We start from the raw sequence: 24,371 nt of genomic DNA, 5'->3' as shown, positions 1-24,371 counted from the left end.
ATGACCGAAGCCTATATCTATGACGCCCTGCGCACGCCGCGCGGCAAGGGCCGCAAGGATGGCAGCCTGCACGAGGTAACCTCGGTGCGCCTGTCCGCCCTGACCCTGAACGCGATGAAAGAGCGCAACAACCTGGAAGGTCACGCCGTCGAAGACGTGATCTGGGGAAACGTCACGCAAGTGATGGAGCAAGGCGGCTGTCTTGCGCGCTCGGCCGTTCTGGCATCCGACCTCGACCAGTCGATCCCGGGTCTCGCGATCAACCGTTTCTGCGCCTCGGGCATGGAAGCCGTGAACCTGGCCGCAAACCAGGTGAAAGGCGGCGCAGGCGATGCCTATATTGCGGGCGGTGTCGAGATGATGGGTCGCGTGGCCATGGGCAGCGACGGTGCAGCAATCGCTGTTGACCCCTCGCTGGCGATGGAGACCTATTTCGTGCCTCAGGGCATCTCGGCCGACATCATCGCGACCGAGTATGGCTTTACCCGTGATGACGCGGATGCGCTGGCGGTTGAATCGCAAAGACGTGCTGCGGAAGCCTGGGCCGACAACCGGTTCGAGAAATCCGTGATCACCGTCAAGGATCAGAACGGCCTGACCATTCTTGACCGCGACGAATACATGCGCCCCGGCACTGACATGCAGAGCCTCGGTGCGCTTAACCCGTCATTCGCTATGATGGGCGAACAGATGCCTGGCTTCGACAAGGTTGCGATGCTGAAATACCCCCATCTTGAGCGCGTGAACCACATCCACCACGCCGGCAACAGCTCGGGCATCGTGGACGGAGCCGCTGCTGTTCTGATCGGCAACAAGGAATTTGGCGAGAAATACGGCCTCAAGCCGCGTGCCCGCATCAAAGCAACCGCCAAGATTGGCACTGATCCGACCATCATGCTGACTGGCCCGGTTCCGGTGACTGAAAAGATTTTGGCCGACAATGGCATGAAGATCAGCGATTTGGACTTGTTTGAAGTGAACGAAGCTTTCGCCTCGGTCGTGCTGCGGTTCCAGCAGGCATTTGATGTCGATCCCGCACTGGTCAACGTCAACGGTGGCTCGATCGCGATGGGTCACCCGCTGGGTGCCACGGGTGCAATGATTATCGGCACGCTGCTGGATGAACTTGAGCGTCAGGACAAGGAAACCGGTCTGGCCACGCTTTGCATTGCATCTGGCATGGGTGCGGCAACCATTATCGAGCGTGTCTGATGCCCAAGCTGGATCTCTCTAAGATCCCGTTTCAGGGCGGCTCGGCCTATCCCGGCAAGCTGGCCGAAGCGACCACAGGTCGCTTTGCGCAGCGCGTGGGCGATGCGGGCGGGCTGACCCAATACGGGGTCAACATCGTGCGGCTGGATCCGCAGGGCCTGTCATCGCTGCGCCATTACCACATGAAGCAGGACGAGTTTGCCATCATCCTCAGCGGCTCGTGCACGCTGGTCGATGATGATGGCGAGCACGAGATGCAGCCCGGCGATTGCGCCGCCTGGCCCGCAGGTGAGGCCAACGGCCATCACCTTGTGAACAACACCGATGCGCCCATGACCTTTCTGGTGGTGGGCACACGGACCCCGACCGAGACCGGCTATTACAGCGACATGGACATGATGGTGAAGGTTGATGAGAACGGATTTTCCTTCACCCGCAAGGATGGCAGCCCGCTGACGGCTGACCAGATTGGAGATGACAATGACTGATTTCACTCTGAGCAAAGACGCAGACGGCGTCGCCACGATCACCTGGGACGTGCCCGGGAAGACCATGAACGTGATGTCCTTTGACGGGCTGGCAGAATTGAGCGATTGCATCGATCAGGCGCTGGCCGACGATGAGGTGAAAGGCATCATTGTTACTTCGGGTAAAGAAGGGTCATTTGCGGGCGGCATGGACCTGAACCTGCTGGCGGTGATGAAAGAACAGGCGGGCGACAATCCGGCCAAGGGTCTGTTCGAGGGCACGATGAAAATGCACGCCCTGCTGCGCAAGATCGAACTGGCGGGTATGGACCCCAAGACCAAGAAGGGCGGCAAGCCGATTGCTACCGTTCTACCCGGGACCGCTGCGGGCATCGGTATGGAACTGCCCCTGTCCACCCATCGTATCTTTGCGGCCGAGAACCCAAAGGCAAAGTACGGCCTGCCCGAGATCATGGTCGGCATCTTCCCCGGCGCGGGCGGCACCACGCGGATGGTCCGCAAAGTCGGCGCCATTGCGGCGGCTCCGCTGCTGCTTGAAGGTAAGATGCTGGACGTCAAGAAAGCCAAAGGCGCAGGCTATGTTGACGAGATCGCAGCCGATCCAATGGCGGCAGCCAAGGAATGGGTGCTGAACGCCAAGGACGCCGATCTGGTCAAACCATGGGATGCAAAGGGTTATAAGATGCCCGGTGGCGCCCCCTATCATCCTGCGGGCTTCATGAACTTCGTTGGCGCGTCGGCGATGGTGAATGGCAAGACCCAAGGGGCCTTCCCGGCCGCCAAGGCTCTGCTGAGCGCGGTTTACGAAGGCGCTCTGGTCGATTTCGACACCGCGCTGAAAATCGAAGCGCGCTGGTTCACGTCCGTGCTGATGAACCCGTCGTCAGGTGCGATGATCCGGTCACTGTTCCTGAACAAGGAAGCACTGGAAAAAGGAGCCGTGCGCCCCGCTGGTGTCCCGGACCAGTCAGTCAAGAAGATCGGCGTTCTGGGCGCGGGCATGATGGGGGCTGGTATCGCTCTGGTATCGGCGCAGGCCGGTATGGAAGTTGTTCTGATCGACCGCGACCAGGAGGCTGCGGACAAAGGCAAAGCCTATACCGAGACCTATCTGGACAAAGGCATGAAGCGCGGCAAGGTCACGGCTGAGAAAAAAGAGGCCATGCTGGGTCGCATCACTGCAACGCCGGATCTGGACAACCTGAAAGGGTGTGACCTGATCATCGAAGCGGTCTTTGAAGACATGGGCGTCAAGGCTGAGATGACGAAAAAGGTTGAGGCGATTATCCCCGAAGATTGCATCTTTGCATCGAACACATCGACCCTGCCGATCAGCGATCTGGCCAAAGCCTCTGTCCGAGCTGACCAGTTCATCGGCATCCACTTCTTCTCACCGGTCGAAAAGATGTTCCTGGTCGAGATCATCAAGGGCAAGGAAACCGGGGATCGTGCAGTGGCCAAGGCGCTGGACTATGTGCGTCAGATCCGCAAGACCCCGATCGTGGTCAACGATGCGCGTTTCTTCTACGCAAACCGCTGCATCATTCCATATATCAACGAAGGCGCGCGCATGGTCACTGAAGGCGTCAGCCCCGTTTTGATCGACAACGCCGCGCGGCAGTTGGGCTTCCCGGTCGGTCCGATCCAACTGACCGACGAAACCTCAATTGATCTGGGTGCCAAGATCGCCCGCGCGACAAAGGCGGCGATGGGCGATGCCTATCCGGAAAGCCCCTCGGACGATCTGATCTTCTGGATGGAGGAACAGGGCCGTCTGGGGCGCAAGGCAAATGCCGGTTTCTTCGACTATGACGAGAAGGGCAAGCGCGTCGAATACTGGAAGGGCCTGCAAGACAAGTATCCGCTTGCCGATGACCAGCCTGACCTGATCGAAGTGCAGGAACGTCTGATGTTTGCTCAGGTTCTGGAAGCTGTCCGCGCGCTGGAAGAGGGTGTTTTGGAAGACATCCGCGAGGGTGATGTCGGTGCAATTCTGGGCTGGGGCTTTGCCCCGTGGTCGGGTGGTCCGTTCAGCTGGCTGGACATCATCGGCACGCCCTACGCGGCCGAACGTTGCGATCAATTGGCCGAGAATTACGGTGAACGCTTTGCCTGCCCGACGCTGCTGCGCGAGATGGCAGAAAAAGGTCAGAGCTTCTACGGTCGCTTCAACCCTGAAGCAAAAGCCGCTTAATCCAATGACGCGGGCGCATGTCACCATGCGCCCGCATCGTTCTTGTCAGTGTTTGGTTAGATCTGCCATTCGGGCCGCAGGAACAGAACCGGCGCGCTTGGGCGTCCCGGTCGACCCGGTCGCCTGACCCCAAACGGCGGGCGGATCGGAAATATCGGTTCCTGGGGAATGGGTGCAGGCAGCGCACCCAATGGGTTGGCAAGAGCCGACATATCGCCCTTGCTTATAAGTGAGTGGATCAGGTCTGAGGCCACCTCTTCGGCCGCGACATCGTACCGTGTTCCGGTGGTTGCACCGCGCATGTTGAAGCGACCGGACGGGCAATAGGCCTGCAATCCGCCTTCGACAAAGATCACCTGATCATCATCAAAGAACAAGGAAAACACTTCAAAAGACGACCCCGGTGCCTGTGACGTCAGGCGACCGGCTCCGTTCAGCAAACGCGCGGGCAACACCGAAGGTCCATCGGCCTTGGCGTTGATCCGGGACAGGTTCAGCGCCATGCCCTGTTCGGGCATCAACCAGACAGCTCGCCCGTTATATGCGGCGTGGGCAGGCACGAGGATCGGCAGGAACTCGACCCGGCGCTCATCGGCCGGAATGACCACAACGCTTATTGAGATGCGCCGAACCTCTTTGAACCCATGATCGAGGGTTCGAACCAGATCACCTACCGCGATCCGTTCGACCGGCTTCCACCCTGCAGTCGTGGCGATCTTGGTGCCGTGCAAAAACCCGCCACGGCGCGCATTTACCGCCTGTTTTTTGTTGGTTCGATCAACTTCTGGCAGCTGATCCAGATAAACAGAAATACTTGTTACTTCGGACACGTGCCTTACCCCCTTTTGGCACAAAACATTTATGCCAATGAGCTAACACCAAAAATCCAACCCGTCACATTTCAGACATATTTGCGCCCAATTTTGACCAATTCCGTGTAATTGCCGATGGTTTTCGTGGACACTCCAGGACTCTCATCCGACATTTTTGCCATTTCTGAAACGAATGCCTTTTGTCGATCCACCGAATCCACGGCGTTTCACCGGATACGGAAGTAACGAAACGATCTGGCTTAGACGTGCATACGACCCAATCGCGTCAGGCGACTTTTTGCTGTTCAGATGATCGACTGGCGCGCCACCCCAGCAACAGACCCGCTGCCGCAATCATAAGGATGCCCGAAATCTGAAAGACGCCAATGGTTTGCCCAAAGGCCACAAATGCGAAGAGCGGGCCGAAGATCATGACAGAATACTCGAACACCGCCACATAAGACGGCTCACCCACTTGATATGCCTTGATCAGCATGAAAACCGCGATTGTTGAACCGACAGCCTGAGTAACCAGCCACGGTATGGCAGGTCCCATATCCCAGACCCACCCACGCGTAACAAACCCCTCGGCACCGTCTGCCGTAACAACCGGCGAGATTGTCAGGAACGTGACCCCCAACGCCCCGGCCAGACCCATTGTTATGACCATGACAGCCAGCATGGCCACAGTGCTTTCCCGCGAACAATGCGTACGCGTTAGGATCGAACTGAAGGCATAGAAAAACCCCGCCGCCACAGGCACCAACGTACGCAGGTCGAAATCGCTGGGGTTTGGCTGCAACACCAGAAGGATGCCGGTAAATCCAATCAGCACGGCCAGTATGCGCCACGGCCCTATCGATTGTCTGAGCACCAGAGAGGAGATTAACAGCACAAAAATCGGTGATGTGAACAACCCTGCCAGCGCCTGCGCAATTGGCATCATGGCAAGGGATGCAAAATAAAAGAACATTGCTGTGGTGATCAGGGCGCTGCGCAAAATGACAGGTCCCCATCGCACAGGCCGCAGCCTACCCAGCCCCAGAAACGACAGGCCGACGATCAGCGGCAGCATCAAAAGCGCACGGGTCATATGAAACTGCCACAGCCCGACGGTTTCGGCCAATAGGATCACAACATTGTCGATAACGCCGACAATTGCCATCGCACTGACCATCAGGGCCGAAGCCAGCACAGCAGAAGATGAGGAATGCGCCTGCATGAAGTCGTGTCCTGATTGTGATCGTGGACCGACAGTCTCGATCCTTTCGGGTATCCAGCACAATTCGCAATGACTGCGCAACAGGTTTGCGCCCTGCGATTTCACCATGCTAAGCTGCAGCAAAACAAACTCGAGCAGACCCACCCAGATGACGGCCCTGAAACAGTACCAGCGGATCGAAGCCACCGGTCTGTGGCGCCCTTCGCCCGATGAACAGCGGCGCGAGGTTGTGGTGTCTATCGGTGAAGCCACCCTGACCATTTCCGATTTCAATGACAGGGCGCTGACCCACTGGTCGCTGGCAGCACTTGAACGCCAGAACCCTGGTTCCTTTCCGGCCATATTCAACCCGGACGGTGATCCGGATGAAACGCTTGAGCTGGCCGAATCCGAAACCACGATGCTTGAAGCGATCGACCGATTGCAGCGCGCTATTGATCGGTCCCGCCCCCACCCGGGGCGTTTGCGCTGGCTGAGTGTCGGAGGCGTCGTGGCCGCTGTGCTGGCCCTGTTGCTGTTCTGGCTGCCCGGTGCGCTGCAAAACCATGTTGTCTCGGTCGTGCCCCAGGTCAAGCGGCAAGAGATCGGCGATATGATCCTGCATCGGATCGAGCGCGTCTCGGGCCGGGCCTGTACGTCGCGGGATGCTCGGGATTCATTGGAACAGCTGGCCCGGCGCACTGGCGTACGGCAGATCATCATTCTTCCAGCAGGCGTTCAAGACAGCCTCAGCTTGCCTGGCGGCACTGTCCTGCTCAGCCGTGCTTTGGTCGAGGATTACGAAGATCCTGCCGTTGCAGCGGGTTATGTGATTGCAGAACGGGCGCGGGCCGCGCAAAAGGATCCGCTTGATGACCTGCTGGACAGAACCGGCGCGACCTCAGCCTTTAGGCTGCTGACAACCGGCGGACTGACGCCCGAGATTATCGACACATATACCGAGCAGGTCCTGTCACAGCCCCGTCCGGCCATTTCTGACGATGACGTGCTGGCGATGTTCTCGCAAAGCGCGCTTCCCTCAACCCCCTACGCCTATGCCCGTGATGTGACCGGCGAAACGGTTCTTGGCCTGATCGAAGCGGATCCAATGGCGGGAAGGGCGCTGGAACAGGTGCTGCCGGACCGCGACTGGGTACGGCTACAGAATATTTGCGGCGAATAAACCGGATCACTTGGTTCCGAACATCCGGTCACCGGCATCCCCCAGACCGGGCATGATGTAGCCTTTCGAGTTCAACTCGCGGTCCAGCGCTGCCGTGACGATACGCACGTCAGGGTGTGCTTCTTTCATCCGCGCGACACCTTCGGGTGCCGCCAACAGGCACAGAAAGCGAATATCCGTCGCCCCGGCCTGTTTCAGCAGGTCAATGGCCGCGGCCGAGCTGTTACCAGTCGCCAGCATCGGATCCACCGCAATGACCAAACGGTCCTTCAGGCTTTCGGGGGCCTTGAAATAATACTGTACGGGTTTCAGCGTTTCTTCGTCGCGATATAGGCCCACAAAACCGACGCGTGCTGAAGGCACAAGTTCCAGCACCCCATCCAACATCCCGTTTCCGGCGCGCAGGATTGACACCAGCGCCATTTTCTTACCTGCCAGTATGGGGGCGTCCATTTCTTCCATCGGCGTTTCGATATTGCGCGTGGTCAGGGGAATGTCGCGCGTGACCTCGTAGGCCAGAAGCAATGTGATCTCGCGCAGCAACTGCCGGAACCCGGCGGTCGAGGTGCCCTTGTCCCGCATGAGCGTCAGCTTGTGTTGCACCAGCGGGTGATCGACGACGGTCAGGTGTTCGCTCATGTGTTCTCCAATCTTTTCTTGACCCGCGCGCGGGTGTCATCATCACAGAAGGCCGCGTTCAGGGCCGTCTCATTCAATGCCGCAAAATCCCCGGCCTCCCAGCCGAACGCCGCGTTCAACATCTCATATTCCCGCCGCATGGTCGTGTGAAAAAACGGAGGATCGTCGGTGGAAATCGTAACCTTTACGCCCGCATCGCGCAGTTTCGCGATGGGGTGGGCGGCAAAATCTGGGAAAAGACCCAGAACCACATTCGAACCCGGACACACCTCAAGCGTGACATCCCGGTCAACCAGTTCACGAACAAGTTCAAGGTCTTCGATGGCGCGGACGCCGTGCCCGATACGCTCAACCCCCAGATCGCGCACAGCGTCGCGCACACTGTCAGGACCGCCAAACTCACCCGCATGCGTGGTCAGGCGCAGCCCGGCTTCGCGGGCACATTCGAAAGACCATTTGAAGTCACCCTGCGTGCCAATGGATTCGTTGCCGCCCATGCCAAAACCGGTGATCCAGTTTCCGGCGGTCTCGGCCGCACAATGGGCACTCCGCCTGGCTTGTTCGGGGCCAAAATGGCGGACACAGGTAACGACACCGCGCAAGGTGATATCGAATTTACGCTCGGCTTCGTCTGCCGCATCCTGAATGGCATTCAGATAATCCCGCCACGCATGCAGGTCGCCACCGCCGCAAAAATCAGGGCTGAGGAAGGTCTCGGAATAAACCACGCCATTTTCAGCGCTTTCCTCAAGAATGGCCAATGTCAGCCGCCGGAAGTCTTCGGGCGTTTTCAGAACTTCGCAAGCGGCTTCGTACACGCTCAGGAAATGCGCGAAATCACGAAAATCATAAGATCCGTCTGCCTTGAAGATACCGCTCAGGTCAACGCGTTTTTCGTGGGCAAGCTGGCGGATGAAGGCCGGAGGTGCCGCGCCTTCGTGGTGAAGATGCAGTTCAATTTTGGGCAGGTCTGCAACGCTCATAAAAAGTTCCTTCCCGGCCCTTGCGCCGGAATGTTCAGATGGTGGGCAATGCTGGCCGCAATATCGGTAAAATCTACTTGCCCGATTTGTCCGGTACCCTGCCCCGCAATCAGAACCGGAACCTGTTCACGGGTGTGATCTGTTCCGGTCCAGCTTGGGTCATTGCCATGATCAGCTGTTAACAGCAACAGATCGCCTGGTCGAAGTTTCTTCAGGATACCCCCGATCTCGCGGTCAAACCATTCCAACGCTCGGGCATAGCCGCTGATGTCGCGGCGATGCCCATAAAGGCTGTCAAATTCGACAAAGTTGGCGAAGGTCAGACTGCCCTCTTCCGCCTCGTCTATAAGATCAGACAGGTGCTGCATCAGCTGGGCATCCGACCCTTTGCGCAGCGTGTCGATCCCCTGCATCGAGAAGATGTCGCCGATCTTGCCCACTGCATGAACCCGTCGCCCTGCATCCTGCACCCAGTTGGTCAGCACCGGTGCCGGGGGCAGAATGGCGAAATCCTTGCGATTGGTCGTCCGTTCGAACCCCGTCTCAGGCGTTCCGACAAAGGGGCGCGCGATGACACGCCCCAATTTCATCTTGTGCAAGCGCGGAGCAAGCGCGCGGCACATGTCCAACAACCGCTCAAGCCCAAAGCTTTCCTCATGGGCCGCGATCTGAAACACACTGTCAGCGGATGTGTAGCAGATCGGCCAACCGGTGCGCATATGTTCGGCACCCAGTTCGGCTATGATCGCTGTCCCCGACGCGTGGCAGTCACCAAGAATACCTTCGGTCCCGGCAGCTTCGGCTGCCGCGCGGCTCAGTTCCGCTGGAAAAGCCGGAACCGTGTTTGGAAAGTAATGCCAATCCCAAGGCACCGGCAGGCCCGCCAGTTCCCAGTGGCCTGAGGGCGTGTCCTTACCCGGCGAATGCTCACGCGCGCAACCCCATAGTCCAGCAGGTTCGGCATCGAGGCCCGGAGTGGCGTCTCCAGACGCCAGCCGCACAGCCGCGCCCAAACCCAGCGCGTCCAGGTTGGGCAGGTGCAACGGGCCGGTGCGCCCATCTACTGCGCGGCCTTCCGCGCAGGCTTGGGCGATATGGGCCAGCGTGTTTGCCCCGGCATCCGGAACATCACCGTTGAAAAACCGGTCTGCATCAGGTGCCCCGCCTATTCCGACGGAATCCATGACGACAAGAAACGCTCGGCTCATACGCTGATCCTTTCGTGGATCAGATCGGGCAGCTTTGGAACTGTATCGCTGATTGTCATCGCACTCAGCACAGTTTCCGCTGCCCGCCGTGCAGCGCCTTCCCGTGCAGCGTGGACCACGGCAATGGGTGAACCTTTTGACACACGATCCCCCAGCCTGAGGATGTTGGATATTCCTACTGCCGGATCGATCTCATCACTTTCGACCTGGCGGCCGCCACCCAGCGCGACCACGGCAAGGCCCAGCGCCTCTCCGTCGATGGCGGAGACGTAACCGTCTTCGGGGGCAGGAACCTCCTGAATAACGCTCGCCTCAGGCAGGAAACGGGTCCAGGTATCGACGAATTTCACAGGACCACCAACCGCTGCCATCATGCGGCCAAACCGTTCGGCGGCGCGACCGTCACGGATGATCTTGGCGATCTGCTCACGCCCCTCCTCGACCGAGATGCACATGCCTGCATCGGCCAGCAGGACGCCGCCCAACTCGGCAGAAATGTCCACCAGTGGCGAAGCGCCAGGACCGGTCAGAACCTTCATCACTTCCGCGACCTCCAGTGCATTGCCCAGCGCCGGGGCCAAAGGCTGGTTCATGTCCGTGATCACCGCCGAAGTCCGGCACCCAGCCGCGTTCGCAGTCTCGGTCAATGCTGTGGCCAGCTTGCGGGCATCCTCAATTGTTTTCATAAAGGCACCGCTGCCAACCTTGACGTCAAGAACCAACGCATCCGGGCTGGCCGCCAGCTTTTTGGACAGGATCGACGCTGTGATCAGATCCAGACTTTCGACCGTCGCCGTCACGTCCCGAACTGCATAAAGCCGCTTGTCCGCCGGTGCAATCTGGCCCGTCGCGCCGACGATAGCCGCACCCGATTCGCGCAATATCTGCGCAAGTCGGTCCTGACTGATCTGAGTGCTGACACCCGGAATCGCCTCGAGCTTGTCCAATGTTCCACCCGTGTGCCCCAAACCCCGACCCGAGATCATCGGCACATAAGCACCACATTCCGCCAGCGCCGGAGCCAGCACAAGGCTGACGCAGTCCCCGACCCCACCGGTCGAGTGCTTGTCGATCACCGGCCCGTCCACATCCCAACCGAGAACATCGCCGCTATCGCGCATCGCAATCGTCAAGTCCGCACGCCCCTGAGGACCCAGCCCGCCCATACAGACGGCCATGGCAAACGCCCCGGCCTGCGCATCGCTGACGCTGCCGTCTGCCAACCCTTGCGCGAACCAGATAAGCTCGTCGCGGCCTGGGACTTCGTGCCTGCGCAGTTTGGCTATGATTGAACGGGCGTCCATGCGTTCAGACATCCTCCATGTGCGACGCGTCGAACGCACCCGGCAGCAAATCTCCGATGGTTGTCTCAAACTCCGCACCATCGACGGTTGCCAGAGTAACCTTTACATCGCGCTTGCCAAACTCGGCCAGCTTCTGACGGCATCCACCGCAAGGCGGCACAGGCTGAGGGCTGGAGGCAACCACGTAGACCTCGGTCAGTTCCTGCTCGCCCGCGGCCACCATTGCGGCAATTGCACCTGCTTCCGCGCAGGTCCCCTCGGGATATGCCACATTCTCGACGTTGCACCCGGAAAAGACATGACCCGAAGAAGACCGAAGCGCTGCGCCAACTTTGAAGTTCGAATATGGCGCGTAGGCGTTTTCCCGGACAGACAAGGCAGCGTCTTTCAGCGACATGGCGAATCCTCATTTTTGATCATCTGGTCAGAAATTTGCACGCTAACGTATTAAGGCGGGGAATTTGAAGCCCCTGACCCATGTTTTTCGCTTAACCCAGCGTTGTGTTGAAGGTACCGGGTAAGGTGACTTCCAACAATTCGATATTGTCTGTTGGCTCGGACAACCGTGTGCGCATCCCAGGTGGGATGACAAAAGCATCCCCTTGCTCCAGCCGGTAGGGATCGCGCCCCTCGCCTTCCAGGGTGACCTCGCCGTCCATCACAAAGGTAAAGTGAATGTCGGTGTCATGGCTGGCCCATTCCGGATCACCCGACCCTTTGCGCACAACCTGCACCCCAGCGACACCCTTGGTGTTCTCGGCAATCGTGGTGTCGCGGCAGGTGTACCCCGGCAGGCGGAAGGGCATCCACTCGGCACCCTTGGCCTGATTATAGACAAAGCGTTGCCCCTGCCATTCGCGGTCCGGGCGGATGTGCGGAGTGGGAAGTGTCATGTCATGGTCGATCTCTGTGACATGCTCAGCCGGCACTCCGATCTCGATGACCTGAACATTATCAGAAGCTTCGAGAACGCGGTGCCGGATTTCCGGAGGTTGAATAAAGCAGTCCCCCGCTGTCAGACGCATTTTCTCGCCCTGATCCTCATAGACTACATCCACCCAGCCATGGATGCAAAAGATCAACTGAAACCCGACCTTGTGAAAATGCACCATGTCCGGAACCGGCCCACCATCGGGAATGCGGATATGGCTGGCAATAATCGACCCACCCAACCGATCCGGCACCAGATCGCGATAGTGCATCCCGGCCCGACCGATGATCCAGGGGGCCTGATCCTTGAGCCTGCGCACGACAAAGGAATGCACGGTCTCTGGCATCACCAGTGGCGGATTTCGTTCTTCAACTTCGATCCGGGTGCCATTCGGGGCTACAAGAACGCGTTCACCACCGGCGAAATCTGACGGATTATCCGTCAGGATACGCAATGTTCCTGGGCTTTCCGGTGCGTCTTTTTCAATGCGCAACCGCACGCCATGCCCCGAAAACACCGCGACGCGCGGATCGTCAGCGGGATAAATCATGTCCATCTTCATCCCCAGTTTTTTTGTGTAAAAAGGGATGTCGTCGCGAATTTCCTGTGTGGGCAGGCGAATTTCAGCGTGCGTTTTCGCCAGATCGGATGTCTTGGTCATCAGTATTCTCTTCGAATTGCAACTTTGGCCATCCGATCAGAACAGAGGTCAAAATGCCAACCGAAAAGAACATCTCCGGCATTTCTTCCATAACGAAGAAGCGCATTTCAATAATCACAGGTAAAACTCCGCCGTTCAGCGTGATGAACTCGACCAAATCTGGGTGACGACAACCGCCCAACACCGCTGCAACCAACATCCAACCTAATGATCCCTCGTTCGTTACCAGCCGGGTCATCAGTTCTGAATGTCACAACGGCCTTGCCAGAGTGATCTTGGTCGTCACAATGTGAAAAGGCGAAAATGAACTCAGACAATATCAATCCGAATTCACGGTTGCGACATCACGGCAGAGTTACGTAGCGTAGCCAAGTCCAAAAAAATAGTTTAAGGCTAAATCAAATTCTCAATGGGAGCTGAATCGCCGATGTCTGACACCCCCAGCCTGCGACAAGCTGCGCTCGAATATCATGAATTTCCCAAACCCGGAAAGCTTGAGATCAAGGCTACCAAACCGATGGCCAACGGGCGCGATCTGGCCCGCGCCTATTCGCCTGGCGTGGCCGAGGCAAGCCTTGAAATCAAGGCCGATGCAGCTAATGCGGAACGTTACACGGCGCGCGGCAATCTTGTCGCCGTGGTTTCAAACGGCACCGCCGTGCTTGGCCTGGGGAATATTGGGGCACTCGCGTCGAAGCCGGTTATGGAAGGCAAGGCCGTTCTGTTCAAGAAGTTTGCGGGCATCGACTGTTTCGATATCGAGGTCGACCAGCCCGATCCCGAAAAGCTTGCGGATATAGTCTGTGCCCTTGAACCAACATTTGGCGCCATTAACCTTGAAGACATCAAGGCCCCCGATTGCTTCATCGTCGAAAAGCTCTGCCGGGAGCGTATGAACATCCCGGTTTTCCATGACGACCAGCATGGAACCGCCATTGTGGTCGGTGCTGCGGCCAAGAATGCGCTGCATGTGGCCGGAAAGTCATTTGAGGACATCAAAGTCGTTTCGACCGGCGGCGGGGCAGCCGGGATCGCGTGCCTGACCATGCTGGTCAAGCTGGGTGTGAAGCGAGAAAACATATGGCTGTGCGACATTCACGGGCTTGTCTACGAAGGACGGGCCGAGGACATGAACCCGCACAAGTCACAGTTCGAGCAGAAGTCGGATTTGCGGACGCTGGACGATGTGATTGGTGGGGCCGACCTGTTTCTGGGTCTCAGCGGCCCAAATGTTCTAAAGCCTGATATGGTCCGGAAAATGGCCAGCCGCCCGATCATCTTCGCCCTGGCCAACCCGACGCCGGAAATTCTGCCAGAGGACGCGCGCGCAGTAGCACCAGACGCAATCATCGCCACGGGGCGCAGCGATTTTCCCAATCAAGTCAATAACGTGCTGTGCTTTCCGTTTATCTTCCGGGGTGCTTTGGATGTCGGCGCGACCGAGATCAACGACGCGATGCAGATTGCCTGCGTGGATGGTATTGCTGAAATGGCGCGTGCAACCACAAGTGCCGAGGCGGCGGCTGCCTATAAGGGCGAACAACTGACCTTTGGCCCGGAGTACCTGATCCCAAAACCATTTGACCCACGTCTTGTGGGCGTGGTGTCATCGGCGGTTGCCAAGGCCGCCATGGAAAGCGGTGTTGCAAAACGCCCTATCGAGGACCTTGAAGCCTATAAGGAAAAGCTCAACCAGTCGGTCTTCAAATCAGCCCTTCTGATGCGTCCTGTGTTCGAGGCCGCGGCCGTCGCATCCCGTCGCATCGTTTTTGCCGAGGGTGAAGATGAAAGGGTTTTGAGGGCTGCGCAGGCCATTCTCGAAGAGACGACGGAAACGCCAATTCTGATTGGGCGACCCGATGTGATTGAAACCAGATGTGAAAAGCTGGGGCTGACCATTCGTCCGGGCAAGGACTGTCAGATCGTTAACCCGGAGAACGACCCGCGCTATTACGATTACTGGACTTCCTACCACCAGATCATGCAGCGCCGCGGTGTGACGCCGGATCTGGCCAAGGCGATCATGCGCACCAACACAACGGCCATTGGTGCGATCATGGTGCATCGTGGCGAAGCGGACAGCATGATCTGCGGCACATTTGGTGAATTCCGCTGGCACCTGAACTATGTCGAACAGGTGTTGGACGACAGCAAACTGCGCCCGCATGGTGCGTTGTCCCTGATGATCCTGGAAGATGGCCCCCTGTTCATTGCCGATACGCATGTACGGCAATTGCCATCGCCGGAAGAACTGGCCGAAACCACCATTGGCGCCGCGCGACATGTTCGCCGGTTCGGGATCGAACCCAAAATTGCCTTCTGTTCGCAGTCGCAATTCGGCAATCAGGCTGAAGGATCAGGCAAACGGCTGCGGGCGGCGCTTGAAATCCTTGATCGGCAGCCGCGCGATTTTGTCTACGAAGGCGAAATGAATCTGGATGCGGCTTTGGATGCAGACCTGCGGGCGCGTATCTTCCCAGCGTCGCGACTAGAGGGGGCGGCCAACGTTCTGATATTCGCCCACGCAGATGCTGCCAGTGGTGTACGCAATATTCTGAAGATGAAGGCGGACGGGATTGAAGTTGGCCCGATCCTGATGGGCATGGGCAACAAGGCCCATATTGTTACTCCATCCATCACCGCGCGCGGTCTGCTGAACATGGCGGCGATTGCAGGAACACCCGTGGCGCATTACGGTTAACCGGGGGCAGCCTTGCTGGCGCCCCTGCCAACAGGGGGGGGAAGCGCATGAAAGGACATTGCCACTGCAACGCCGTGCATTGGGAAAGCGATGCCCAAGCCGCGTGGAGCTGTTATTGCCACTGTTCAGATTGCAGGCGAAACTGCGCCGCGCCGGTCACGGCTTTTTTCGGGCTGCCGCATGAGGCGGTCAGATGGTTGGGTCAGGCACCAAAGATCTATCGCTCATCGGAAGGGGTTGAACGTCTGTTTTGCGGCAACTGCGGAACCCAGATGGCCTATCGCACAGCGCGCGATACGGTGAACATTCATCTTTACACCGCAACGCTGGACAACCCGGAGACCCTGCCGCCACAGTTTCACGTGTTCCACGCCGACCACCTGCCCTGGCTGAACCTTCAGGACAAGCTGCCACGTTACGCCAAAACGGCTGGTTGAGCTGATTCTCGGAACGGCACAATATTTGCACGCAATAGTTTGCAATTTTGCAAAACTTTCTATTGCTGCGACAAAAACTGTGCTTCAACTGTAATTTTGCAAAAATTTGCAAGTCGTTTTTTGCCGATCTGCAAATTTTTTGCGATAAACTGACGCGTCGTCATGCGTCGCGCTTGCCCGGTTGTTTTCTGCGACCTAACACAATGTCCAAGCCGTTGTGAGGAGGACAAGATGGCGTATCAGGACGTTTATGACAGCTGGAAAACCGACCCCGAAGCGTTCTGGATGAACGCTGCAAAAGGGATCGATTGGGTCAAGGCCCCCAGCAAAGCACTGTTCGACGACAATGCGCCCTTGTACGAATGGTTCAGCGACGCGCGGGTCAATACCTGTTGGAATGCCGTAGACCGTCATGTGGAAAACGGGCGCGGTGAACAAACCGCCATCATCTATGACAGTCCCATCACCCACACCAAGCGCGAGATATCCTATGTCGAGCTTCGCAACCGCGTGGCCACTCTGGCCGGCGCGCTGCGCGCAAAGGGTGTCGAGAAAGGCGACCGTGTCATTATCTACATGCCGATGATCCCCGAAGCGCTTGAGGCGATGCTGGCCTGTGCCCGCCTCGGCGCCGTGCATTCGGTCGTGTTCGGCGGGTTTGCCAGCAACGAACTGGCCGTGCGCATCGACGACGCCAAACCCAAAGCAATCATCGCCGCGTCCTGTGGGATGGAACCCGGTCGCGTGGTTCACTATAAGCCCCTGCTTGACGGTGCGATCGAACTGGCCAACCACAAACCTGATTTTTGTGTGATCTTCCAGCGGGAACAAGAGGTCGCCCAGTTGATTGAAGGGCGCGATTTCAACTGGCATGGTTTCCAATACGGTGTCGAACCGGCTGAATGCGTGCCGGTTGATGGCAAGGACCCGGCTTATATCCTGTACACCTCTGGCACTACGGGTGCACCCAAAGGGGTCGTGCGCCCCACTGCCGGACACCTTGTGGCACTGAACTGGACAATGAAGAATGTCTATAACGTCGATCCAGGCGACGTGTTCTGGGCAGCCTCCGATGTGGGCTGGGTCGTGGGGCACTCCTATATCTGCTACGCACCCCTAATCCACGGAAACACCACAATTGTGTTCGAGGGCAAGCCAGTCGGCACCCCGGATGCTGGCACCTTCTGGCGCGTGATCTCGGAACATAAGGTCAAAAGCTTCTTCACCGCACCTACGGCCATCCGCGCCGTCAAACGAGAAGACCCCAAGGGCGAATTGATCGGCAAATACGATCTGTCTCATCTACAGGCCCTCTATCTGGCAGGCGAACGCGCCGACCCTGACACAATTATCTGGGCACAAAACGCGCTGAAGGTTCCGGTGATCGACCATTGGTGGCAAACCGAAACCGGCTGGGCCATTGCCGGGAACCCGCTGGGTATCGAAGAGCTTCCGGTCAAGCTGGGCTCGCCCGCAAAACCGATGCCGGGTTATGACGTGCAAATTCTGGATGAAGGCGGTCACCCGATGAAGGCCGGTGAACTGGGTGCCATCGCGGTTAAATTGCCCCTGCCCCCAGGCACCTTGCCAACACTGTGGAATGCCGAAGCACGGTTCAAGAAATCTTATCTTGAACACTTCCCCGGATATTACGAAACCGGCGATGCCGGGATGATTGACGAAGACGGGTACCTCTACATCATGGCGCGCACCGATGACGTCATCAACGTTGCCGGCCATCGCTTGTCGACGGGCGGGATGGAAGAAGTGCTGGCTGCCCACCCCGATGTGGCTGAATGCGCGGTGATCGGAGTTTCGGACCAGCTGAAGGGGCAGATGCCGGTCGGCTTCCTGTGCCTGAATGCTGGTGCCACACGGGATCATGGCGATGTGGTTCAGGAAGTCGTCAAAATGGTTCGGGAGAAAATCGGGCCGGTGGCCGCCTTCAAACTGGCTGTTGTCGTCGACAGGTTACCCAAGACCCGTTCCGGTAAGATCCTGCGTGGTACGATGGTGTCGATTGCAGACGGTCAGGACTACAAAATGCCTGCAACAATTGATGATCCTGCCATCCTTGATGAGATCAAGGAAGCGTTGCAGACAATTGGTTACGCCAAGTAACCATCGGGCGGCACAGGCCGCCCATGTCATGTCCGCCCTTGCAACCTGAATCTGGGCCCCTACTGTCGCTGTAAGACAGTGAGGGCCCATGACACATACCGATATCTGGCGTCTCAGCGCCACAGAGCTGACCACCTTGACCCGACGCGGCGATCTGAGCGCGACCGAGGCGGTACAGGCCTCGATTGATCGCATGGACGCGGTGAACCCCGCGCTGAACGCGGTCGTCGAAGACTTGCGCACCGAGGCCCTGGAACGCGCGCAGTCGCTAGATGCTGCACGGCGGAGTGGTCAGCCGACCGGCCCGCTGCATGGTGTTCCGGTAACAATCAAGGTGAATGTCGATCAGAAAGGCCACGCCACCACCAACGGTGTCATTGCGCTGAAGGACGTAATCGCTCCGGATGACGCGCCGGTGGTCAGCAACTTGCAAAAAGCGGGGGCCATTGTGATCGGGCGAACGAATACGCCCGAGTTTTCCTTCAGGGCCGACACCGACAACCCCCTGCATGGGCGCACGTTCAACCCGTGGGGACGGCACATTTCACCCGGGGGATCATCCGGTGGCGCTGCTGCCGCCGTGATGGCAGGTCTCGGTGCGCTGGCCCATGGCAACGATATTGGCGGCAGCCTGCGCTTTCCGGCAGCCGCTATCGGAGCGGTTACGGTGAAACCGGGGCTGGGGCGCGTTCCCGCGTGGAACCCAAGTCAGAAGGCCGAACGCGGATTGCTGGCGCAATCAATGTCGGTTCAGGGCCTGATCACCCGGTCGACTGCGGATCTGCACCTGTCCATGCCCAGCCTGATCGCCACCGATGCGCGGGATCCGTTCCACGTACCAATGCCCTGGCGCGGCGAGCGTTTTGACCAGCCGATCAAGGTGGCATTCACCAAGAACACCTTCGGCTATGCGCTGCACCCCGAGGTCGAAAAAGCCCTCGACACTGCGCGCGATGCGCTGGTCGATGCAGGGTACGACGTTGAAGAGGTCGATCCACCCGATGTCTTTGAATGTGGTCGGATCGGGTATCGGACCTTGATGGGCGAAGTGCTGACCCTGATGAAATCGGACATTGAAGCCGCTGGTTCCAAAACCATCCGCGACATCTTTGACGTCTACTTTCAGGAATTCCCACCCATCGTTGAAACAGAATTGGTTCGGATGCTGGCCAAGCGCAGCCATTATGCCCGTGAATGGTCCCTGTTTATGCAGGACTACCCGCTGGTTTTGTCCCCTTTCCTGCCACAGCCATTTTTCAAACCTGACCGGGACACCGAAGGCGCTGAAGGCGTGCATGATGTTTTGGGATGCGCTGTCTATTCCTATGCGATGAACTTTCTGGGACTGCCTGCAGCCTGCGTTCCGTCACGATTGGCCAACCTTCCCAAAGGGCCTCAACCTATCAATGTACAGATCGCGGCACAGCGCTGGCGCGAGGATTTGGCCGTGGATGCCGCCGCCGCGATAGAAGCTCGCGTGGGACAGATGTGTTTCCCGCTTTGGGATCACATGTAACAAAAAATAGACCCCGGGTCATTGTGCCCGGGGTCCAGCTGCTAAAATAAGCCCGGATTTCTGATGACGAGCGTAGCACCACCCACCCTCGCCAGCGCAAAATCTGCGCAACCATTCGAAAACACCGTTCAGGTGGCCACTCACTCCCACCTTGGCGTGTTCTCCGGACAAGTTCACATTAGCCAATCGTTAAGGGAATTCCTGTGAACTGCTTCACATAGGCGTGAGAAAAATTCGGGGATGGCCAATTTTACGTGAATTGTTCTGATATTAGACGTTCTTCCAACCCATGGCCGGGGTCGAAAAGGATACGGTGCGCAATGGCTGGTTCCGACCTGATCTCGACCCAGTCGATATCCGGGAAAGAAACGGAATCAGCAGCCACGATGACCGGTCGTTTGTCTGCTTCGACCACATCGAACCTGACTTTCGCCATTTTCGGCAACAAGGCACCACGCCACCGCCGTGGGCGAAACGCCGCGATGGGTGTCAGGGCAAGAACGTCAGCGCCAATCGGAACAATCGGCCCATGCGCGGAATAGTTATAGGCGGTCGATCCCGCGGGCGTGGCAAGTAGTGCCCCGTCACAGACCAGTTCGGCCATGCGTACCCGGCCGTCTACGCTGATCTTGAGCCTTGCTGCCTGAGGACCCGCGCGCAGCAATGACACTTCGTTGATCGCCAGCGCCTCGTGCAGTTTTCCAGATTGGTCCATCGCTTGCATGGCCAACGGGTTGATAACCTCTTCCTCGGCATCCTCCAGCCGCGCCATCAGATCGTCTTCGTGATACTCATTCATCAGAAAGCCGATCGTGCCGCGATTCATCCCGTAAACCGGAGTATCGAGATGCTGCACATTGTACAAAGTGTGCAACATGAAGCCGTCGCCGCCCAATGCAACCACTACATCTGCGTCCCGAGGTGCCACATTACCATATTTGGTCACCAGGGTGTCACGCGCTGTTTGCGCCACTTTGACCTCACTGGCGAGAAAGGCGATTCTCTTTTTCATGTTTTGTGGTTTCCGGTGTTGCACATTTGGTTCCGAAACAAACATACCTTTCCCCAATAGGCCAGTCTTGACGCCGCAGCAGGCCAAATCGTCGCTTTAAGCCTTTTGCGAATGTGGCGTTTCCGATAGGAAATCCGCAAGATTTATACCCAGCCATGTGGAGCGCCAATGAACGCCAATCTTCGTGACACCGGATTTTTCACCCAGTCCTTGTCGGACCGCGACCCTGAGCTTTTTGGCTCGATCCGGTCTGAGCTGGGTCGTCAGCGCGACGAGATCGAGCTGATTGCGTCCGAGAACATCGTCTCTGCCGCCGTGATGGAGGCGCAGGGTTCGGTGATGACCAACAAATATGCCGAAGGTTACCCGGGCCGGCGCTATTACGGAGGCTGCGAGTTTGTTGATATCGCCGAGAATCTGGCCATCGACCGCGCCAGGCAGCTGTTTGGCTGTGGCTTTGCCAATGTGCAGCCGAACTCGGGCAGCCAGGCCAACCAGGGCGTGTTCCAGGCGCTGATCCAGCCCGGCGACACCATTCTGGGCATGAGCCTGGATGCCGGTGGCCACCTGACCCACGGCGCGCGGCCCAACCAGTCGGGCAAGTGGTTCAACGCCGTGCAATACGGCGTGCGCCAGCAGGACAACATGCTGGACTATGATCAGGTCGAGGCGCTGGCGAAAGAGCATAACCCCAAGCTGATCATCGCGGGCGGTTCGGCCATCCCGCGTCAGATCGATTTTGCCCGCATGCGTCAGATCGCCGACATGGTCGGCGCCTATCTGCACGTGGACATGGCGCATTTCGCCGGTCTGGTTGCGGCGGGCGAGCACCCCAGCCCGTTCCCCTACGCGCATGTGGCGACCACCACCACACACAAGACCCTGCGCGGCCCACGTGGGGGCATGATCCTGACCAATGATGAAGATATCGCTAAGAAAGTGAATTCGGCGATCTTCCCCGGCATTCAGGGCGGCCCGCTGATGCATGTGATCGCGGCCAAGGCCGTGGCCTTTGGCGAGGCGCTGCGCCCCGAGTTCAAAAGCTATATCCAGCAGGTCGTGACCAATGCGCAGGCGCTCAGCGATCAGTTGATCAAGGGCGGGCTCGACACCGTGACCCACGGCACCGACACCCATGTGGTGCTGGTCGACCTGCGCCCCAAGGGCGTCAAGGGCAACGCCACCGAAAAGGCCCTGGGCCGGGCGCATATCACCTGCAACAAGAACGGCGTGCCGTTTGACCCGGAAAAGCCGACCATCACGTCGGGCATCCGCCTTGGCAGCCCCGCCGGCACCACCCGCGGCTTTGGCGAGGCCGAGTTCCGCCAGATCGCCGACTGGATCATCGAAGTGGTCGACGGCCTGGCCGCCAACGGCGAAGACGGCAACGCCGAAGTCGAAGCCCGCGTCCGCGCCCAGGTCGCAGACCTCTGCAACCGCTTCCCCATATACCCGAACCTGTAAGCCGAAAGGTCCCAACCATGAGCTTTCAACCAATTGAACAAGCCCCCGCCCGCCTGAACCGCAGCGAGCTTGCCGTGCCCGGCAGCCAGCCCGGAATGTTTGAGAAGGCTGCGAAATCGGACGCGGATGTCATCTTCCTCGATCTGGAAGACGCCGTCGCGCCCGATGAAAAGGAGCAGGCGCGCAGGAACATCATTCAGGCGCTGAATGATATCGACTGGGGGAGCAAGACCATGTCGGTCCGGATCAATGGTCTGGACACCCATTACATGTACCGGGACGTCGTGGATGTTGTCGAACAGGCGGGCCAGCGTCTGGACCTGATCATGATCCCCAAGGTCGGGACAGCTGCAGATGTATATGCGGTCGACATGCTGGTGACCCAGATCGAAGACGCCAAGGGATACAAGAAACGGATCGGGTTCGAACACATCATCGAAACCGCGCTTGGTATGCAGAATGTCAGCGCGATCGCGGCTGCATCAAAGCGCAATGAAAGCCTTCATTTTGGTGTCGCGGATTATGCCGCCTCGACCCGCGCGCGGACCACAATCATCGGGGGCGTAAACCCTGACTATTCGGTTCTGACCGACCCGGATACCGACGGAGGCCGCCTGACCCACTGGGGCGACATGTGGCACTACGCCCTTGCCCGCTTGGTGGTTGCTGCGCGCGCCAACGGGCTGCGTCCGATTGATGGGCCTTTTGGCGATTTTCAGGACCCCGACGGTTACAAGGCCGCCGCAAAACGTGCCGCCGTTCTGGGCTGCGAGGGCAAATGGGCCATCCACCCCAGCCAGATCGCACTTGCCAATGAGGTGATGTCGCCCTCGGATGCCGAAGTTACCAAGGCACGGCGTATCCTTGTCGCCATGGCCGAGGCCGAGGCAGACGGAAAAGGTGCCGTGTCTCTGGATGGCCGTCTGATCGACTATGCCTCGATCCGTCAGGCCGAAGTGCTGGTTGAAAAGGCCAGTCAGATCGCTGCGGCCTGATCGCCCGCACCAAACCTGACCTGCGTGGGCGCAAGGTCCACGCGGGCTCGGTGCTGCGTTGACTGGTGGATCACGAGACAAACGCGAAAGGTTATCCATGTTCCGGGGCGGCCGTCCCCAGAAATCGCTTGTTCCGAATTTCGTCCGGGCTGACGTCAAAGCTGCGTTGAAAGGCGCGTTTCAGCGCGACAGTCGATGAAAAGCCGGTCGCTGTCGAGATTTCGATCTGCGACATGTTGGTGAATTGTAAAAGGCTCTGCGCCCGCTCCAGCCGTAGCTCTTTGTAGGTCGACAAAAGTTTCGCACCGGTTTTGCTTAGAAACCTTCGCTGTAACTGGCGAGTCGAGGTCCTGAGCACATTGGAAAGTTCCGAGATCGTCAAAGGATCTTCGATGTTTTCCTGCATCGCATCCAGCGTGCGCATGACAAGCTGATCACCTTTTGCACGGTGCACCAGACGGGCGGCAAGCGTGCTGCCGTGCTTTTGTGTGGGTTCCGTCAGTCCAATGTATCCGCGCAGTATGTCTGCGATATGTTCCCCGTGGTCGATCGACACAAATTCTGACAGCAGGCGCAGCGCGCTTAGCCGGGTGGTTGCGCTATGGGCGCACCCGTCTGCGGCCAGATGCGTGCCGGTGCCACAATCTTCCAGCCCGCCCTCCAGTGCAGCGGCTGCGAAATTCGGGTGGACAGCAACGGTGTTCCGGCCTGTTTTTCCGAGTTGCGGCAGAAGCAGCACCGCGCCGCCGACCAGTACAACCCGTGAAGACAGGTTCAGGACCTGCGATACCCAGAATCTGCGCGAATGTGGAATGGACCAGATGTTCTCCAGATCTCCCCAGAAAATCGCCGTTCGTCCGGCCCAGTATAACGGTCCACCCGCAGGTTCCGAGCCAGCGACACGAAGGTTGACCACATAGGTGCAGTTTTCGGCCAGAGTGTTTAACGCCTGATAGAATTCGATGACCATTCCAGCTGACGCCATAGCCGCTTCACCGTTGAGAATGACATCGATATGTTTCAATCTTTCGGGTGCCTCAGGCTCCGTTTCAGACAGATTGGCGTGATCATTTGCGAGGACATAGTGTTTCATTGTTCCTCCGACGATTTGGGCGTGGCAGCGCCCCGATTGGCGCTGCCCTCAGGGTGTAAATCCGATCCGTCAGGCGAATTGACGGATCGGACAGACACGGGTTTCACTCAGCGGCGTCTTCGTATTCTGTCATTGGTGGGCATGTGCAGACGAGGTTTCGGTCGCCGTATGCGTTGTCGACGCGGTTGACGGGGGACCAGTATTTGTCGACGCCCA

21 protein-coding genes are annotated in these 24,371 nt (G+C 58.4%); 10 read left to right on the top strand and 11 right to left on the bottom strand.

Going from position 1 to position 24,371, the window contains the following annotated elements; all coding sequences use genetic code 11:
* Genes ACR0DY_RS14230 through ACR0DY_RS14220 form a run of 3 tightly spaced genes read left to right on the top strand, consistent with a single transcriptional unit; the run spans nucleotide 1 to nucleotide 3,894 of the window.
* A complete protein-coding gene (locus ACR0DY_RS14230; RefSeq protein WP_267364658.1) occupies nucleotides 1–1,212 on the top strand; it encodes an acetyl-CoA C-acetyltransferase in 1,212 nt (403 codons plus the stop codon).
* On the top strand, nucleotides 1,212–1,700 hold the full coding sequence (locus tag ACR0DY_RS14225; protein WP_480546468.1) for a cupin domain-containing protein: 489 nt from the start codon (nucleotides 1,212–1,214) through the stop codon (nucleotides 1,698–1,700). Before ACR0DY_RS14230 ends, ACR0DY_RS14225 begins: the two co-directional genes overlap by 1 nt.
* Nucleotides 1,693–3,894, top strand: coding sequence for a 3-hydroxyacyl-CoA dehydrogenase NAD-binding domain-containing protein (locus ACR0DY_RS14220; protein WP_480546466.1), 2,202 nt, complete (start codon nucleotides 1,693–1,695; stop codon nucleotides 3,892–3,894). The genes ACR0DY_RS14225 and ACR0DY_RS14220 overlap by 8 nt, the downstream gene beginning before the upstream one ends.
* Before the next feature lie 56 nt (nucleotides 3,895–3,950).
* Here the strand turns inward: ACR0DY_RS14220 and ACR0DY_RS14215 are convergent, their stop codons facing one another.
* Together ACR0DY_RS14215 and ACR0DY_RS14210 are read right to left on the bottom strand one after the other, a co-directional pair.
* Nucleotides 3,951–4,724, bottom strand: a complete 774-nt coding sequence (locus ACR0DY_RS14215; RefSeq protein WP_480546464.1) for a Hint domain-containing protein — start codon at nucleotides 4,722–4,724, stop codon at nucleotides 3,951–3,953.
* A gap of 268 nt (nucleotides 4,725–4,992) precedes the next feature.
* On the bottom strand, nucleotides 4,993–5,928 hold the full coding sequence (locus ACR0DY_RS14210; RefSeq protein ID WP_480546462.1) for a DMT family transporter: 936 nt from the start codon (nucleotides 5,926–5,928) through the stop codon (nucleotides 4,993–4,995).
* A 148-nt stretch (nucleotides 5,929–6,076) separates the two neighbouring features.
* On the opposite strand from ACR0DY_RS14210, the gene ACR0DY_RS14205 reads away from it, so the two are divergent.
* Nucleotides 6,077–7,090, top strand: coding sequence for a hypothetical protein (locus tag ACR0DY_RS14205; protein WP_480484261.1), 1,014 nt, complete (start codon nucleotides 6,077–6,079; stop codon nucleotides 7,088–7,090).
* Nucleotides 7,091–7,096: 6 nt separating this feature from the next.
* Here the strand turns inward: ACR0DY_RS14205 and upp are convergent, their stop codons facing one another.
* The 7 genes from upp to ACR0DY_RS14170 all read right to left on the bottom strand — a co-directional run bounded on the left by upp (nucleotide 7,097) and on the right by ACR0DY_RS14170 (nucleotide 13,054).
* Nucleotides 7,097–7,729, bottom strand: coding sequence for a uracil phosphoribosyltransferase (gene upp, locus ACR0DY_RS14200; RefSeq protein WP_480484262.1), 633 nt, complete (start codon nucleotides 7,727–7,729; stop codon nucleotides 7,097–7,099).
* Complete coding sequence (locus ACR0DY_RS14195) at nucleotides 7,726–8,712, bottom strand: adenosine deaminase (protein WP_480484263.1); 987 nt, start codon at nucleotides 8,710–8,712, stop codon at nucleotides 7,726–7,728. Before ACR0DY_RS14195 ends, upp begins: the two co-directional genes overlap by 4 nt.
* A complete protein-coding gene (locus tag ACR0DY_RS14190) occupies nucleotides 8,709–9,920 on the bottom strand; it encodes a phosphopentomutase (RefSeq protein ID WP_480484264.1) in 1,212 nt (403 codons plus the stop codon). The genes ACR0DY_RS14195 and ACR0DY_RS14190 overlap by 4 nt, the downstream gene beginning before the upstream one ends.
* Nucleotides 9,917–11,224, bottom strand: a complete 1,308-nt coding sequence (locus ACR0DY_RS14185) for a thymidine phosphorylase (protein ID WP_480546460.1) — start codon at nucleotides 11,222–11,224, stop codon at nucleotides 9,917–9,919. The genes ACR0DY_RS14190 and ACR0DY_RS14185 overlap by 4 nt, the downstream gene beginning before the upstream one ends.
* A gap of 4 nt (nucleotides 11,225–11,228) precedes the next feature.
* Entirely contained in the window at nucleotides 11,229–11,621 is a 393-nt protein-coding gene (locus tag ACR0DY_RS14180) for a cytidine deaminase (protein ID WP_267365809.1), read from the bottom strand.
* A gap of 91 nt (nucleotides 11,622–11,712) precedes the next feature.
* Nucleotides 11,713–12,816: a cupin domain-containing protein gene (locus ACR0DY_RS14175; RefSeq protein ID WP_480546458.1), complete on the bottom strand. Its 1,104-nt coding sequence runs from the start codon at nucleotides 12,814–12,816 to the stop codon at nucleotides 11,713–11,715.
* Complete coding sequence (locus ACR0DY_RS14170) at nucleotides 12,779–13,054, bottom strand: hypothetical protein (protein WP_480484267.1); 276 nt, start codon at nucleotides 13,052–13,054, stop codon at nucleotides 12,779–12,781. The genes ACR0DY_RS14175 and ACR0DY_RS14170 overlap by 38 nt, the downstream gene beginning before the upstream one ends.
* 189 nt (nucleotides 13,055–13,243) lie before the next feature.
* On the opposite strand from ACR0DY_RS14170, the gene ACR0DY_RS14165 reads away from it, so the two are divergent.
* The 4 genes from ACR0DY_RS14165 to ACR0DY_RS14150 all read left to right on the top strand — a co-directional run bounded on the left by ACR0DY_RS14165 (nucleotide 13,244) and on the right by ACR0DY_RS14150 (nucleotide 19,591).
* Nucleotides 13,244–15,517 carry an NADP-dependent malic enzyme gene (locus tag ACR0DY_RS14165; RefSeq protein WP_267365814.1) on the top strand — a complete coding sequence of 758 codons (2,274 nt, stop codon included), beginning with the start codon at nucleotides 13,244–13,246 and terminating at the stop codon, nucleotides 15,515–15,517.
* A gap of 47 nt (nucleotides 15,518–15,564) precedes the next feature.
* Entirely contained in the window at nucleotides 15,565–15,954 is a 390-nt protein-coding gene (locus ACR0DY_RS14160; RefSeq protein ID WP_480484268.1) for a GFA family protein, read from the top strand.
* 231 nt (nucleotides 15,955–16,185) lie between these two features.
* On the top strand, nucleotides 16,186–18,075 hold the full coding sequence (prpE, locus tag ACR0DY_RS14155) for a propionate-CoA ligase PrpE (RefSeq protein ID WP_480485159.1): 1,890 nt from the start codon (nucleotides 16,186–16,188) through the stop codon (nucleotides 18,073–18,075).
* Nucleotides 18,076–18,163: 88 nt separating this feature from the next.
* Nucleotides 18,164–19,591, top strand: a complete 1,428-nt coding sequence (locus ACR0DY_RS14150; RefSeq protein ID WP_480485158.1) for an amidase family protein — start codon at nucleotides 18,164–18,166, stop codon at nucleotides 19,589–19,591.
* Nucleotides 19,592–19,841: 250 nt separating this feature from the next.
* Here the strand turns inward: ACR0DY_RS14150 and ACR0DY_RS14145 are convergent, their stop codons facing one another.
* Complete coding sequence (locus ACR0DY_RS14145; protein ID WP_480484271.1) at nucleotides 19,842–20,648, bottom strand: NAD kinase; 807 nt, start codon at nucleotides 20,646–20,648, stop codon at nucleotides 19,842–19,844.
* Between the two features lie 123 nt (nucleotides 20,649–20,771).
* On the opposite strand from ACR0DY_RS14145, the gene glyA reads away from it, so the two are divergent.
* Both glyA and ACR0DY_RS14135 read left to right on the top strand, forming a co-directional pair.
* Nucleotides 20,772–22,067: a serine hydroxymethyltransferase gene (gene glyA, locus ACR0DY_RS14140; protein WP_480898540.1), complete on the top strand. Its 1,296-nt coding sequence runs from the start codon at nucleotides 20,772–20,774 to the stop codon at nucleotides 22,065–22,067.
* 17 nt (nucleotides 22,068–22,084) lie between these two features.
* On the top strand, nucleotides 22,085–23,062 hold the full coding sequence (locus ACR0DY_RS14135) for an HpcH/HpaI aldolase/citrate lyase family protein (RefSeq protein WP_480489515.1): 978 nt from the start codon (nucleotides 22,085–22,087) through the stop codon (nucleotides 23,060–23,062).
* A 91-nt stretch (nucleotides 23,063–23,153) separates the two neighbouring features.
* Here the strand turns inward: ACR0DY_RS14135 and ACR0DY_RS14130 are convergent, their stop codons facing one another.
* Complete coding sequence (locus tag ACR0DY_RS14130) at nucleotides 23,154–24,155, bottom strand: helix-turn-helix domain-containing protein (protein ID WP_480547720.1); 1,002 nt, start codon at nucleotides 24,153–24,155, stop codon at nucleotides 23,154–23,156.
* Between the last annotated feature and the right edge of the window lie 216 nt (nucleotides 24,156–24,371).

It is taken from the genome of Ruegeria sp. O6, from assembly GCF_056535045.1.
This window is presented reverse-complemented; position numbering and strand designations above follow the sequence as displayed.

What these genes read in the sequence shown, in the direction of transcription:
- ACR0DY_RS14225 (WP_480546468.1), top strand. Translation starts at nt 1,212, where the DNA reads ATGCCCAAGCTGGATCTCTCTAAGATCCCGTTTCAGGGCGGCTCGGCC.
- ACR0DY_RS14230 (WP_267364658.1), top strand. Translation starts at nt 1, where the DNA reads ATGACCGAAGCCTATATCTATGACGCCCTGCGCACGCCGCGCGGCAAG.
- ACR0DY_RS14180 (WP_267365809.1), bottom strand. Translation starts at nt 11,621, where the DNA reads ATGTCGCTGAAAGACGCTGCCTTGTCTGTCCGGGAAAACGCCTACGCG.
- ACR0DY_RS14135 (WP_480489515.1), top strand. Translation starts at nt 22,085, where the DNA reads ATGAGCTTTCAACCAATTGAACAAGCCCCCGCCCGCCTGAACCGCAGC.
- ACR0DY_RS14190 (WP_480484264.1), bottom strand. Translation starts at nt 9,920, where the DNA reads ATGAGCCGAGCGTTTCTTGTCGTCATGGATTCCGTCGGAATAGGCGGG.
- ACR0DY_RS14150 (WP_480485158.1), top strand. Translation starts at nt 18,164, where the DNA reads ATGACACATACCGATATCTGGCGTCTCAGCGCCACAGAGCTGACCACC.
- ACR0DY_RS14130 (WP_480547720.1), bottom strand. Translation starts at nt 24,155, where the DNA reads ATGAAACACTATGTCCTCGCAAATGATCACGCCAATCTGTCTGAAACG.
- ACR0DY_RS14170 (WP_480484267.1), bottom strand. Translation starts at nt 13,054, where the DNA reads ATGACCCGGCTGGTAACGAACGAGGGATCATTAGGTTGGATGTTGGTT.
- ACR0DY_RS14205 (WP_480484261.1), top strand. Translation starts at nt 6,077, where the DNA reads ATGACGGCCCTGAAACAGTACCAGCGGATCGAAGCCACCGGTCTGTGG.
- ACR0DY_RS14220 (WP_480546466.1), top strand. Translation starts at nt 1,693, where the DNA reads ATGACTGATTTCACTCTGAGCAAAGACGCAGACGGCGTCGCCACGATC.
- prpE (WP_480485159.1), top strand. Translation starts at nt 16,186, where the DNA reads ATGGCGTATCAGGACGTTTATGACAGCTGGAAAACCGACCCCGAAGCG.
- ACR0DY_RS14145 (WP_480484271.1), bottom strand. Translation starts at nt 20,648, where the DNA reads ATGTTTGTTTCGGAACCAAATGTGCAACACCGGAAACCACAAAACATG.
- ACR0DY_RS14175 (WP_480546458.1), bottom strand. Translation starts at nt 12,816, where the DNA reads ATGACCAAGACATCCGATCTGGCGAAAACGCACGCTGAAATTCGCCTG.
- ACR0DY_RS14160 (WP_480484268.1), top strand. Translation starts at nt 15,565, where the DNA reads ATGAAAGGACATTGCCACTGCAACGCCGTGCATTGGGAAAGCGATGCC.
- ACR0DY_RS14165 (WP_267365814.1), top strand. Translation starts at nt 13,244, where the DNA reads ATGTCTGACACCCCCAGCCTGCGACAAGCTGCGCTCGAATATCATGAA.
- ACR0DY_RS14185 (WP_480546460.1), bottom strand. Translation starts at nt 11,224, where the DNA reads ATGGACGCCCGTTCAATCATAGCCAAACTGCGCAGGCACGAAGTCCCA.
- ACR0DY_RS14210 (WP_480546462.1), bottom strand. Translation starts at nt 5,928, where the DNA reads ATGCAGGCGCATTCCTCATCTTCTGCTGTGCTGGCTTCGGCCCTGATG.
- glyA (WP_480898540.1), top strand. Translation starts at nt 20,772, where the DNA reads ATGAACGCCAATCTTCGTGACACCGGATTTTTCACCCAGTCCTTGTCG.
- upp (WP_480484262.1), bottom strand. Translation starts at nt 7,729, where the DNA reads ATGAGCGAACACCTGACCGTCGTCGATCACCCGCTGGTGCAACACAAG.
- ACR0DY_RS14195 (WP_480484263.1), bottom strand. Translation starts at nt 8,712, where the DNA reads ATGAGCGTTGCAGACCTGCCCAAAATTGAACTGCATCTTCACCACGAA.